The 13,063-nt window shown below is 52.3% G+C and carries 11 protein-coding genes; 6 read left to right on the top strand and 5 right to left on the bottom strand.

Going from position 1 to position 13,063, the window contains the following annotated elements; all coding sequences use genetic code 11:
* Positions 1-115 precede the first annotated feature (115 nt).
* Positions 116-697 (bottom strand): TetR/AcrR family transcriptional regulator, encoded by a 582-nt coding sequence (locus tag I9187_RS04145; RefSeq protein WP_256368829.1) that lies wholly within the window; start codon positions 695-697, stop codon positions 116-118.
* An 86-nt stretch (positions 698-783) separates the two neighbouring features.
* On the opposite strand from I9187_RS04145, the gene I9187_RS04140 reads away from it, so the two are divergent.
* Positions 784-1,257 carry a cupin domain-containing protein gene (locus tag I9187_RS04140; protein WP_171177665.1) on the top strand — a complete coding sequence of 158 codons (474 nt, stop codon included), beginning with the start codon at positions 784-786 and terminating at the stop codon, positions 1,255-1,257.
* A gap of 259 nt (positions 1,258-1,516) precedes the next feature.
* On the opposite strand, the gene I9187_RS04135 is transcribed toward I9187_RS04140, so the two are convergent.
* Positions 1,517-2,158: a TetR/AcrR family transcriptional regulator gene (locus I9187_RS04135; RefSeq protein ID WP_217352154.1), complete on the bottom strand. Its 642-nt coding sequence runs from the start codon at positions 2,156-2,158 to the stop codon at positions 1,517-1,519.
* 87 nt (positions 2,159-2,245) lie between these two features.
* On the opposite strand from I9187_RS04135, the gene I9187_RS04130 reads away from it, so the two are divergent.
* Both I9187_RS04130 and I9187_RS04125 read left to right on the top strand, forming a co-directional pair.
* Complete coding sequence (locus I9187_RS04130; RefSeq protein WP_171238201.1) at positions 2,246-3,406, top strand: efflux RND transporter periplasmic adaptor subunit; 1,161 nt, start codon at positions 2,246-2,248, stop codon at positions 3,404-3,406.
* Positions 3,407-3,418: 12 nt separating this feature from the next.
* Positions 3,419-6,562: an efflux RND transporter permease subunit gene (locus I9187_RS04125; protein ID WP_209940068.1), complete on the top strand. Its 3,144-nt coding sequence runs from the start codon at positions 3,419-3,421 to the stop codon at positions 6,560-6,562.
* A 244-nt stretch (positions 6,563-6,806) separates the two neighbouring features.
* Here the strand turns inward: I9187_RS04125 and gntH are convergent, their stop codons facing one another.
* Positions 6,807-8,006: a guanitoxin biosynthesis MBL fold metallo-hydrolase GntH gene (gntH, locus tag I9187_RS04120; protein WP_171619691.1), complete on the bottom strand. Its 1,200-nt coding sequence runs from the start codon at positions 8,004-8,006 to the stop codon at positions 6,807-6,809.
* On the opposite strand from gntH, the gene I9187_RS04115 reads away from it, so the two are divergent.
* The 3 genes from I9187_RS04115 to I9187_RS22180 all read left to right on the top strand — a co-directional run bounded on the left by I9187_RS04115 (position 7,954) and on the right by I9187_RS22180 (position 10,617).
* Positions 7,954-8,946, top strand: a complete 993-nt coding sequence (locus I9187_RS04115) for a class I SAM-dependent methyltransferase (protein ID WP_171177673.1) — start codon at positions 7,954-7,956, stop codon at positions 8,944-8,946. The two genes, gntH and I9187_RS04115, sit on opposite strands and share 53 nt — an antisense overlap.
* Positions 8,946-9,821 carry an MBL fold metallo-hydrolase gene (locus tag I9187_RS04110; protein WP_171177674.1) on the top strand — a complete coding sequence of 292 codons (876 nt, stop codon included), beginning with the start codon at positions 8,946-8,948 and terminating at the stop codon, positions 9,819-9,821. The genes I9187_RS04115 and I9187_RS04110 overlap by 1 nt, the downstream gene beginning before the upstream one ends.
* A 343-nt stretch (positions 9,822-10,164) precedes the next feature.
* A complete protein-coding gene (locus I9187_RS22180) occupies positions 10,165-10,617 on the top strand; it encodes a helix-turn-helix transcriptional regulator (protein WP_348540070.1) in 453 nt (150 codons plus the stop codon).
* A 124-nt stretch (positions 10,618-10,741) separates the two neighbouring features.
* Here I9187_RS22180 and I9187_RS04100 read toward each other — a convergent pair whose 3' ends face one another.
* Both I9187_RS04100 and I9187_RS04095 read right to left on the bottom strand, forming a co-directional pair.
* On the bottom strand, positions 10,742-11,836 hold the full coding sequence (locus I9187_RS04100) for a hypothetical protein (protein WP_171177676.1): 1,095 nt from the start codon (positions 11,834-11,836) through the stop codon (positions 10,742-10,744).
* A 1-nt stretch (position 11,837) separates the two neighbouring features.
* Positions 11,838-12,854, bottom strand: coding sequence for a hypothetical protein (locus I9187_RS04095; protein ID WP_171177678.1), 1,017 nt, complete (start codon positions 12,852-12,854; stop codon positions 11,838-11,840).
* Between the last annotated feature and the right edge of the window lie 209 nt (positions 12,855-13,063).

The following is a 13,063-nucleotide window of genomic DNA, read 5'->3' as shown; positions in this document are numbered from 1 at the left end:
ACCTTTTTGTCATTGGCGTGTGGGGGGCCAAGGGCGGCGACCAGCCCAAAACGGAGGTTGAACAGTTGTCTATTTGCCAGCAGTTTTAGGATAAAGTCGGCATCTGAATCATGCCTCAGTTTTTTGGCAAGTACCGATCCAAAAGAGCGTCGACCAACCCTTTCTGAAGTTGGTAACCAGTAGCTTCGTCCACACGTAAAATGTCTTCAAGAATGACAAGTTGTTCCATGCCCGTCGTCATGGACAATCGCTTTGCTAGGTCGTCAATTTCCTTCGGCTCCATCAATGGGTGAACTGGCGCAAGTGCTTCCGAAAAAGCCGCTAATCTTCTGGCCCCACGCATTTTGACCGTTCCATCCTCAAGAGATGCCTTGAGTGATTCCGCCAGAAACTGCCGGAAGTGCGCCTCATTAACCCGAGAAAATTCCAGATAGTAGCGCGCGACCACATGTACACGGCTCCTAACGTCATCCAGCCCCTCAAGAAGTTCCGACGTGGGAGTGACGTCAAGATCCAGCGTCGCATCCAAAGCCAAGACACTTGGGTCAGAAAAGTAGCGATAGACCGTCGCACGACTGGTTTTGGCGCGTTCAGCGACTTTTGCTAGCGTGACCTCCTTGCCTTCCGACATCAGGTCACGTGCAGCCGAAAGAAGTACTTCTCGCGTTCGGTTGATTTGATTTGTACGAGGCGCCAATTCCAAACCCTTTATAATACACTTGTCTCATAAGTGGATATGTGTATCATAAGGGCAGTTTGTTTCAAGTAAAGGGAGTCGCAATAATGACTGAATCTCGCCCGCGAATTTATCATCTACTTGGGAACCTTTTGACCTTTCATGCCTTTCCCAGTGAGACTGGAGATCGTTGCACAATTGTTGAGATAAAGACGGCACCGGGTGCCGGTGCACCGCCCAATCATCATGCTGGTGAAGATGAGAGTTTCTATGTGCTCGATGGTGAATTCGAGTTCTTTTTGAATGGTGAGACAGTCAACGTCAAATGTGGTGACTTCGTTAAGGTTCCGGACGGCGCAGTGCACGCCTTTACATGCACCGGAGAGCGGCCTGGCCGGTTACTTTGCATTAATGCCCCCGGCGCGATGCATGACACTTTCTTTACTGAAGCCGGTGAAGCAATGCCTGACGGCACGACCGATATTCCGGCGCCAGATGCACCACCAGACATTCCGGCGATCATGTCCGTGGCAGGTCGAGTGGGAATGACGATCCTGGCGCCTGCGGACGTTCCTAGCTAACTAGTCTGCTTAAAGTGCGCCAGCCTGCGAACCGGAGGCTTTGAACTAAAGATTCTACGGTACACCATATCTGCTACTACTAGCTCATTACGAAGGCGACATTCACGAATAGACCTTGCATTTCGGATAGCGGACATTCGCTGCGCTTCCGGAGAGTGTTATTTGCCTGAACCAAAGCAGTCGAATAGGTGCAGGCGATCTAATGCTTGGGTTTGTCCGCCATCAAAGGTGGGTCGTGTTTGTTTTGTCCCGAGAACGATCATCTGAGCATTCTTTCCGAAACGTCCTCGAGAAGAGTACGCAAATCGAACTCTCCTCCTTTATCCGCAAGTCCTTTGTCATGCAGAATGAACGACAGCCCGTGCACGAAACTCCATAGCAAAAAACCGCGGCGGCGAACTTCGTCTGTGATTCCCGGTTCGCCGAGACACTTTGCAACCTCAGCTAGCAGAATCGCAAAGCTTTGCTGGCCGCCTTCCTTCAGCCGGGGATCCGCGATGCGGTCTGTGAAGCCGCCAAATTTCAGCCTGAAGATCCCGGGCTCATTTAAAGCGAAGGCTATATACTCCATCCCGATGGCGGTAATGCGGTCGGGGGATCCTTCAGGAACGCCTTCCAGTGCGGCAAGCATTTTGTCTCGGTGCCGATCCATTCCCTCAAGGACAGTGGCGACCAGCATTTCTGTCTTGTCTTTGAAGTGCTTGTACGGTGCCGCAGTCGAGACGCCCGCGCGTCTGCACGCCTCAGATACGGAAAAACTGTCAGGTCCTTTCTCTTCAACCAACTGTCGGGTTGCTTCGATCAGCGCAGCACGGAGATCGCCGTGATGGTAAGCCTTCTTGCTCATTGAATGACCGGTCGCCTGGATGGTTGTTGAGTGATTTTTTTCTGTGCTGCTCATGATCCAAGATGTGCCAGATCACGTACCCCTTGTCAAAGTAAGAACTTCTAACATATGTTAGAGACGCTAACTTGATGAGGTTCCCAAATGCCGAATCCTGCAAATTCATCTACTAAAGCGATCAAACCGAACCTATTTTCGCTTTTGCTGCGCGGCACTACGCGTCTCGGCATGACCGTCAGCTTCATAGCCGTCGCAGCGGCCGCAGTTTACTTCGGCGCGTCCGAGCTCACTCGCAGGGCAGATGCTGTTCCCTCACCGGAAGCGGCCGCAGTGACCCCGGTTTCCGCAACGCTGATCACGTCGGAGAGCGCTTACACGGTCGGACGTGTATTCATCGGACAAGTCGAACCTCAACGTTCAGCGGATATCTCTTTCGAATTGAATGGCACGCTTGACCAAATCCTGGTGGATGAGGGAGACGAGGTCGCCAAGGGCCAGCTTCTCGCAACATTGGACGTCGCTCTGTTGGAGGTCGAACGCGACCGTCTCACAGCGTCACGTGATGCCATTGCAGCCCAGCTTGCATTTGCCAAGAAAACGGTCGAGCGAAACGCTAAACTCATCGAGCAAGGCTTTACCAGTCAAGCCCGCCTAGATGAGGCAGTTTCCCAACAAGATGAATTGCTTTCCAGAATTGGCGAACTGGATGCGGCCTTGCGTGATGTAACCGTTCGGATCGAGAAATCCAGTATAGAGGCTCCGTTTGCCGGTCAGATAACCGCTCGAAACGTGGACGGTGGAGAAACTCTGCGCTCAGGCGAGCTGGTTCTGGGTATGGTCGAGGTCGAGTCGCCGCAGGTTCGGATCGGTGTTCCTCTCGATGTTGATCCGGTTCTGCTGACTTATGTTGAGATCGAAGTAGCAGGTCAAAGATATAGGGCTGAGCTTACAACTTTGCGGCCTGATATTGACCCGGTGACCCGAACCCGAACCGCGCTGTTCGACCTGAAGAAAGCGCCGGACGTTGCTTTCGGACAAACCGCACGTGTGCATGTACTCGAACCTGTCCAAAGTGCGGGAACCTGGGTGTCCACAACTTCACTTAAGGAAGGAACGCGCGGGCAATGGACCCTGCTCGTTGCCGACGCGCAAAAGACTGTGCGGCTAGCGGCGGTCGAAGTGCTGCATGCCGAAGACGACCGTGTCTTTGTGCGTGGAGTGTTTCCGGAAGGCACAGTCCTGATCGATCAGGGGCCGCAGCGAGTCAGCGTTGGTCAGCGCGTCGCCTTCGACACTGGCGAGTAACGGAGCGATCTGATGGAAACCCTTACCTTTCGCCACCCCCGGCTGGTTGCCCTCATCATTTTGGTGCTTGTATCTGCAGGCCTGTCTTCGTTCCTATCTCTTGGGCGACAGGAAGACCCTACGATCACCAACCTCTTCGCAACTGTAACGACACAGTTCCCGGGTGCAGACCCAGAACGGGTTGAAGCGCTGGTTACAGCAGAAATCGAAGAAGAGATGCGGAAAATCGCCGAGGTGGATGAGATCAGTTCAGTCTCCCGCTCGGGTGTGTCGGTCGTTTCGGTAGAATTGCTGGAAACGCTAGACGAAGCCACCATTGAGCAGGTTTGGGCCGAGGCTCGGGATGCCGTCGAAGATGCGCGCCAGAATTTTCCCATAGGAGTTTTGCCACCGGAATTCGATGCCGAGGGCATTTCTGCCTATTCTGCGGTCATTGCAGTTGCGGCCGAGGATCCAGACTTCCCGTTAACTTTGCTGTCGCGTCATGCCGAAGCATTGGGTGACAGATTGCGTGCGATACCTGATACACGCGCAGTGGACTATTTCGGTCAGCCAGAAGAAGAGGTGCTCGTAAGCGTCGATATGGACAAGGCCGCTGCGCTTGGGCTTGGCGTAGCCGAGATTTCCCAACGGATCGCCGAAGCAGATGGGAAGGTCCAGTCTGGGCGTTTGCAGTCCGATGTCGACCTGACAATAGGCATCAGCGGAGAAATTGAGACTTTGGACCGCATTCGAAGCATCATCCTGCGAGAAAACGCAGACGGTGCCGTGGTGCAGCTCGGAGATATTGCCAGCGTAGACCGGGGCGCGCGCGAACCGCAGTCCTCAATAGCGTTTGCCAACGGAAAGCCCTCGGTTTTGGTAGGTGTTCTGGCGCAGGACGGCGTACAGATCGACCGTTGGACAGGCTTTCTTCGGGATGAACTTGAGGCTGGTGCTGCATCGGTGCCTTTGGGCATGCAGGAAATACTGCTGTTTGATCAAAGCCAGTACACAACGGATCGTTTGTCAGAGGTTGGGGTCAACATGGCCATTGGCGTGGCTCTGGTCGTGGCAGTTTTGTTTGTTACGTTGGGGGTTCGGGCGGCCGCGATTGTGGCTTTGGTATTGCCGGTCGTCTCATTGACAACTCTGGCGACGATGAACATGATTGGATTGCCAATCCATCAGATGTCCGTGACGGGTCTGATTGTTGCCCTCGGTCTGCTCGTTGACGCAGCTATCGTGATGACCGATGAAATCCGACGTCGTCTGCAGGATGGGATGGAGCGACTTGCAGCCGTGCGAGATGCCGTACGCCGGTTGGCCGCGCCACTGCTGGCATCGACCGTGACAACAGCGCTTGCCTTCACGCCGATGATCTTGCTGCCGGGACCCGCAGGCGACTTTGTAGGTGCCATCGCTATCGCAGTGGTACTTATGCTTGTCTGGTCCCTGGTTGTGGCGTTGACGGTTACACCGGCGATTGCTGGCTGGTTACTGTCCGATCGCTCAGACGCAGGAATGCTGAGCCGTGGTATCGTCATCCCGCCGCTTTCCCGCTTGTTTGAGGCCTCAATCCGATTGTCTGTTTCTAATCCCGTGCGATCCATCGCGTTGGCATTGGTCTTGCCTGTGCTGGGCTTTGCGGCCTTTCCAACGCTGACGGCGCAATTCTTCCCGGGTGTCGACCGAAACCAGTTCTATATCGAGGTCGACATGCCGGGTGGAACATCTATTGCCACCACTGAAGCAACAGCGCGCCAGATTGACGAAATGCTTCTGGCGGATGACGGCGTCAAGAGTGTCTACTGGACAGTTGGAGAGTCCGGCCCGGCATTCTACTACAACATCGTTGGCAACCGTTCACGCGAGCCCGGTTTTGCACAAGCCATGATCACGACCGACACGGCTGACGACGCGGCTCGCCTTGTCGGAGCGTTGCAGCGTCGTCTGGATACCGACTTTCCTGACGCGCAGATCATCGTTCGCAGTCTTGTTCAGGGCCCTCCGGTCGCCGCACCGGTTGAAGTCAAAATTCAGGGCCAAGACATCACGGTATTGCGCAATCTGGGCGACGAGGTGCCTTCAGTCATGGCCAATCTCGATTTGGTGACTCAGGCGCGCGCCAGTGTGAACGGCGGCACCCCTCAAGTCCGGTTCGAGATTGATGAAGTCAAAGCCCGTCTGTTGGGGCTGGACGTGGCGGATATAGCTGGCCAGCTGGACACGGCGCTGGTTGGCATTACCGGTGGATCGCTGATCGAAGGAACCGAGCAGTTACCAGTCCGCGTTCGCTTAGGTGACGAGGTGCGTTCAGATCTAAGCACGATTGTCAGTATGCCTATCCTACTGCCAAATGCAGCTGCGATATCTGCGACTGGAGCCTTCCCAGCGGTACCGCTGTCGGAATTGGCCAAGCCCGTGATTGAACCGGCAGAAAGCGTAATAACTCGAACGGATGGCGTGCGCGAAAACACCATACAGGCGTTTATCGTACCCGGTGTTTTACCCGAAGAGGCATTGCAGGACATACTAGAAGCGCTTGATGCGTCCGGGTTTGTGTTGCCGCAAGGCTATTCGATGTCCTTAGGCGGCGACAGTGATGCCCGATCCAACACCGTGGGCAATCTGCTTGCCTCTGTTGGTTTGATTGTCACACTCTCCTTCGCGACCATCGTTCTGACCTTTAACTCGTTCCGACTAACACTGGTGACCTTGGTCGTGTGCGTGTTGTCTGCAGGCCTTTCAATGCTGTCGCTGGCGGTTATGCAATTCCCGTTCGGTATAACAGCAATCATCGGGGTCATCGGCTCAATCGGGGTTTCGATCAACGCGGCGATAATCATTTTGACCGGGTTGCAACAAGACGTTGACGCAAACCAAGGCGACCGTGCGGCCATGGCGCGAGTAGTGACTGGATCAAGTCGGCACATCATCTCGACAACGGTCACTACCTTCGGCGGGTTCCTACCCCTGATCATGGGTGGAGGCGCATTTTGGCCGCCATTCGCCGTTGCAATCGCCGGAGGCGTTTTGTTGTCGACCGTCGTATCCTTCTATTTCACCACACCCGTGTTCGCGTTGGTGTATCGTGGCAAGCTCAACAAACCGCTTGAGGCAAACAACCAACATTCCCAGCCTCGAGAAGCAATTGTCGCACTTGTGGCAGAATGAGGATTGAGACTACTTCTCCTTGCGAGTTGGTATGTTTCGAAGCCGTCGTTGTTCGAAGCACGGTTCAAGTTCTGTTATGGGCCGCACACGGACTTAGCAAATTCTGGTTTCTGCGCATTACCGCCATTCACCACTGGTGCAGGATCTGACGCTCTTGGGCTCCAAGTAGACCTTAACTGCACCGGGCATGAATGACTGCTCTGCGGATTAAGCGGCCGCTAATCCCACTGAAGCGCATTGCAGGCTAGTCTCCGTTAAGATTTAGGCGACCCGCATTAAGCCAATCCGACAACTCTGTTCTTTCGCTGGGGTCAGGTGGGCCCGCAGGAGTTGGAGGGTCAACAGGCAATGGACTGTCTGATCCGACGATCTCTCTAACACTTACGGCATCTTCCGAAACATTCCAAACAAGCATGTCCTGAGCCAAAGTGAGCGGGCCGTCATACGTCTTTCGGATTGCTGCAATTGTGTCCGGAGCAATATCGAAATCGGCAAATGTATGGTAGGCAATCGCATGCCGCGGCTCAATCATCGCGAATAGTTTTCCGCACGCGTCTGGTGGCGTGTGAACCACCGTTGCCACCAATCGGGCGCGTTCAGGGTCGTAGTTTTTGATATCAATGAATTGTTGGATCGTTAAGTAGCATTCGTGAATGACAAGATCCGCTTCTTTAGCGTTTTCCACGAACCACTTGTTTGGGTTGGTGTCACCTGAGTAGACGAATTTAAGTCCTTTCCACTCCAAGCTGTAGGACACTGAACCGTCTATGCCGTGAATCGCGGGCCAAGATCGAATGACAACACCATCGCTTTCATAAACTATCTGTGTCTTAGAATAGTCGAACTCAGTCACCGAGAGGTGTCCACCTGCCGAGGGCATATTCCCGCGCCGCCCTGCCAAGTCCCAGGCCAACATTTTGAGGAGGCCATCCATGGCCGCAGCGGTCCCGTATTCTGGCTTTAAGCCACTTGGTCCCCATACCTGCAGGGGAACCGTTCGGTTTGACACCCAGCCACCCACAAAAAGTGCATCGAGGTCTCCAATATGATCTACGTGCAGGTGGCTAATGAACACTTTGTCCAGATAAGTGTATGGGATTTCCAACGCGGCCAAATTTGCTAACGAACCAGTTCCGACATCGAAGAGGAACTTGTCGCCATTGCCAAGTTCAACCAACCACGACGCTGACGCTTGAGAGTGTCGAAAATTAGGTGTTCCGGTTCCCAGCGAGATAACTCGCATCTCCGCTTCACCGAGCGGCTCTGCGTTTGGATAATAGAACTTTCGCTCTCCGGACGAACCAGCTGAAGCTGCGCCGCACCAAATCGACGCAAATACAAAACTCAATACCGGCAACAACCTTAGGCGCACGGTTTTCTCCGATTTGCTGATGAAATCTATTGTACAAGAAAATTGCTTCTGTCCAAAATCGCGCGTCTGCATTGGGCTAAATGCGGTCAACTTGCTTAAACCTCTACTTAGCGGAAAAACCCGACATTTGCTTTTTTCCGCCAAACGCCTTCACAATGCTCATATGCAAGATAACCAAGCACAGGCTGACTACTGGAGTTCGAAGAGCGGACTTAAGTGGATAGATTTCGAAAGCGAACTTGATGTGGTATTTGGCGCGGTCGACAAAGCGCTGGTTGAGCGGTCGAAGCCTTCGCCAGGCGAGCGCGTCTTGGACATAGGTTGCGGTACTGGAGCTACGAGCAGGACGTTTTCTTCGCTTGTCGCACCAGGCGGAACAATATGCGCAGTCGACATTTCTGCACCCTTGATCGAACAGGCCCGCCAGCGTGCAAAAGAAGCAACGGTTGAAGCACAGTATCTGTTAGCGGATGCGCAAACCGACCAGTTTCCTGACGCGCCGTTTGATTTGGTGATCTCTCGCTTCGGATCAATGTTCTTTGCCGATCCCGTTGCTGCCTTCGTCAATATTCGGGGCCAGATCAAGCCATCGGGCCGAATGGCTCTTGCTGCATGGGCACCGGCCAAGGGAAATCCTTGGTTTGACGTGCCCAAAGACGGTGCGGTTGACAGGCTGGGACCTTTAGAAAGCTCAGACCCCAACGCCCCTGGACCGCTGGGCTTTCAGAACGCTGGCCATGTCGCTGGAATTCTAGAAGAGGCTGGTTTCAAAGACGTGAACGGCGAAACGATCAGGGTAAACCTAACTCATCCCGGGCCCTTGGAGCGTGCTGCGGCTTTGGCTTCGAATATCGGCCCGGCAGCGAGGATACTCAAGAAGTACTCCGGGAGCGAGGAAGATATCGAGGCGATAACCGATTATGTAATCGCCAATTTTCGCTGCTTCGAAGTCAACGGAGGCATCCGCATCCCGGCAAATCTGAATTTCTTCACAGCCAGAAATCCGGGCTGATGACCTCAACTGCAACTTTGCGAGTATTGGAGCCAGCCCCCAATATTTTGGCGTTTTATGACGGTCGGGTTGCAGGGGCCCGACTTCATTCTCCGTCGTGGAATTGGATGGACGACGCGGCATATACACTCGGGGTCGCCAGCTATGCCATCCTCAATGGCACTGACGCTGTGGTCTATGACACGCACATCTCGCTTGATCACGCTCGTTGGATACGAAGCGAGCTGCAACGTCGTGGGGTGACATCAATTCGGGTTGTGCTTAGCCATCATCACAAGGATCATATCGCTGGAACCGAGGTGTTTGCTGATTGCGAAATCATTGCGGGCAACAAAACGGCAAAGGCGCTGGTTGAAAAAGAGGAAAGTTATTCGAAGAGCGATCCGCCGATCAAGCCGGTAGTGATGCCCACAACTGTGTTTGACGGTGAAATGGCGTTGAGTGTTGGGACGACCGACATTGAACTACGTCCTTTGGATATTCACAGTCACGACGGTGTCGCGCTCTACCTTCCAAAGTCCAGGATCTTGCTGGCGGGTGATGCGCTGGAAGATAGCGTGACCTATGTCGCCGAACCAGATCGCCTTGATATTCACCTGGCCGAACTTGACCGGCTTTCCACCTGGGATATTTCGGCCATCCTGCCCTGCCATGGTGACCCCGATCGGATCGCAAGAGGTGGATATGATTGCTCATTCATAACGGCTACGAGGCAATATGTTGCAAAGCTCTTGCAGTGCCGCGATGGGGCAGGATGGAGCAATCTTACGCTTCGGGAATTTGCGAAAGTCTGGTTCGAAGAAGGCTCGTTGACCTACTTCGATGCCTATGAGGGCGTGCACCAAGACAACCTGCAGTCTGTGACCGGCGTCTAAAAACGACGAACTGTATTGGTCCTGAATGACGTCCGATGTGGGCTCGAAGCCGTCATAAGGCGGTGCAGGCGCGAGGCTGTGACCTCTGCCGATCCTTCCGCATATCCGGCGCAGATTGCGGGGGCTAGTTGGGGGATTGATGCGGAAGGTTCTTTTATTTTTTTACAGAGTGTTAGATAAAATTTTGGTGCGGGCGGTGGGCACCATGTTTCTGGTGCAACATGTTGCAAACTGTCGCTAACACCTTAGCCCTGTTGCAAAATGCAACTGGCACCTGTAGCACACTGTTGCAGAATGTCGCAAAATAACGCGGCGCAAGTGTGGGGCAGAATGTGGGGCAGGCATGGCAAGAGGCATATCGCCCGCCAGCGACCGAAACCATCATCCCGATGGATCAAAGGCCGATGATGCACTAACAATCAACTTGGACCAGTCAGATGAGGCTGCTCATGAGCGCTATCGTTCGCGCAAACGCGTTGTTCAGTCATTACTGTTTCCTCCGGTTGTGATATTGATAGAAATCATATCATCACGAGCAAGGCAAATGTCAGTAGAAATTCTATCAATTAGGCAAATCAAAGCCGCTAGGGCATTATTGGCTTGGTCTCAAGTAGACTTGGCGGAACGGTCAGGTGTGTCCTACCCTACAATAGCCAGACTTGAGACAAACGACGGCCCCATGGGTGGCAGAAAGGAAACTGCACAAGCCATCCGATCCGCCTTAGAAGCCCAAGGCATTCAGTTCCTTGACGAAGGCGATACGGCAAGCGGGGTTGGGGTGGTTTTGTCCAGATAACAAGACTTTGCCGTTTCTGAACGCAGACCAAATCACACTACAAACAACACCTGTTTCCTCTGCGAATAGCCTCCCAGAACACTCCAGCGACTTCTGTGGCTCTCGGGAAATACAAACTTGGCGTCTATTTGAGGACCAACACAGCACCAGTAGGGCGATGGGTCGGTGCCAATCGCATCTGATTCCCGTCCAATTGCAACAACGGCCCAGCCAAATAGTCTTCATCTTGAAGTCCGATTGCCCAAACAACCGGAAGAGTGTCGTCGATTTCGGCGGCAATCGCAGCGACAATCACCATCATATCAAACGAACTGACACTTGATATTGATGATGCCAGAAACGTTCGATAGTCCTCTCCGCTACCAATACGGAAAATGACATTTCGCTGCGCTGCTCGGAGTGACAGTCCAGAAATCCCCGGAACACTTTGAGTGTCACCGGATCTCGGGCGCTCCCAAAATGCTGGTCCAGTTTGAAACGCGTCCGAGCAGTTTTCTGTCGCATACTTGTCAATCGCTGAGTCAAGTACTTTTTCGTTTGAAGTCGGTACACCTAGCTTTTCAGCAAGCCAATCTCGCTCTAGCAAATCAAGTCCATTTTGGCCAACGCAAAGAACGTGGCGGCCCGAGAAATTCCGATACTCACCAAGCTTCCCTAAGGTCTTCGATAGAATGATCCCAATAGGTTCTTCTCCATCTTTTGTTGGGCGGAAAAAGGGTCCGCTGACCAGTAGCCTAAATTGACTGCTATCTGGAAAAAGGAGTTCATTGTTGTTCACTAAGAAGTCAATTGACGAAGACAGGAAGAGTTCTCGTCCCGACTCTAAAAAAAGAACAATATCTCCGATCCTTTGAATGTTGGATCCTTCGGATTCCAATGCAGCATTTGTCAAGTTTCTAATAGGTAGTACAGAATATTCCTCATCATTGGGTAGCTCAATTAACCAAGTGAAAGCGCGGTAAGCCGGGTACGCTTGTTGGCGAGTGACACTGCAACGAAAGTTAGTTGCAAAAAACTCTGTCTGACTAAAAGCCACCTCATAAACAACGGGGATCAATGCCCCCTCTAAAGGCATCGGTGAAGAGACTGCCGCCACCGAACCCGCACGTTCATTGTACTGCCGCTCAATGCTATCTTCTGGGCACTCGGCGGCGAACAAAGGGTTGATGGTGCCAAAAAGAGCCGTGGCAAAGGAAAGCCAATACAGGTATCTTTTCAAATTAACCTCCTAAGTTCTTTTTCATGAAGGATTGTATCGTTCTTCCAAGGCCTCCAGGCTGAAATTCCCGAGGGTTGTCTCGAACATAGATCATTATCTCAAATGAACAGGATGAAAGAGCAGTTGCGCCTACCGCTCGCCGTTCCAGCGCTTCTCGCGCAGTTATTCCTTCTGCGGCACCACGCTCGGGAAATATCTCCAACACCAGAGATAGTTGGCGTAGGTCTGAACCGGTCTCTGTAGGCACCAAATTGGAGACACTTATTCCATCAAGGTCCAAGTCTTGATAATGTTCTCCGATCCCGGAACGTGACAGTTGAACCTGATCAACTTTCATCGAATAAGCGACCACTTCTTTTGTGGGGAAGTTAGAGACATTGTGGCAGTTTACATTGTGCCATATCGTAACTAGCGCGTCGATGGCTGCCGAAAATGGGAAGTTCTTGAATACTGTTTGATCAATTTCAATGTTGGCTTTGCGCAGCGTATTTATGTCATTTCTTACACGAAGGATTAACTCATTGGGTAAGTTCCCACCTTCGGCAATAGGTACAAACTCATCAGTTTGCGATTTCGCGCGCTCTTCGTTAAGTGCATTTCTCCAAAATTCTTTTAGTGTTCCTTCCAACCCATCAATCTTATTTCTATCCAAAAGGTTGATGACCGGCTCGGAAATTCCATAGAACGCGAGCATGTTCTCTTCATCTTTCAAAGATGGTATTTGAAATTCAAACTGGTGATAGAAAACGGTATCTTCAGAATGCGCGACACTCTTCTGAAGTTCAACAAGGTAACGCTCGATTGCCGTTATTCCTAAAGCTGCTTTAATTTGGTTCAGGAACAACAGTGCAAGAGCTGCGATAGCAAGAGGAACGAGTAATTTTGATAAGAATGAAATAGTCGTTTTCTTTGCCTCGGCGACCCATTCACTTTGCTGGTTTGTGGTTTTATTTGCTTCAGCCGAATCAGGTGATACGGCGGATGGTTTCTGATTTGCTGGGTCCGATTCTTCAACCAAAGTACTTCTCCTGAAATCTGTTTTTCAAACAGTCAGAAACTTCAACAATGCTCGAACTTACCTACAACTCTAAAAAGTTTTTTCTAATTTGACTCACCTTGCACAATTGGCATGAATCGCGCAAGTGCTGGCGCAAATGCACTGTGCTTAAGGCATTGTTGTGCCCTACGCCGGTTCTCTCCCTACCTCTAGAAATTGGCGTCGCGCTG

The sequence above is a fragment of the Ruegeria sp. HKCCE4148 genome, assembly GCF_017872495.1.
Lineage (GTDB): Bacteria > Pseudomonadota > Alphaproteobacteria > Rhodobacterales > Rhodobacteraceae > Ruegeria.
Note: the sequence above shows the minus strand (reverse complement) of the source record. Positions and strands in the feature narration are given on the sequence as shown.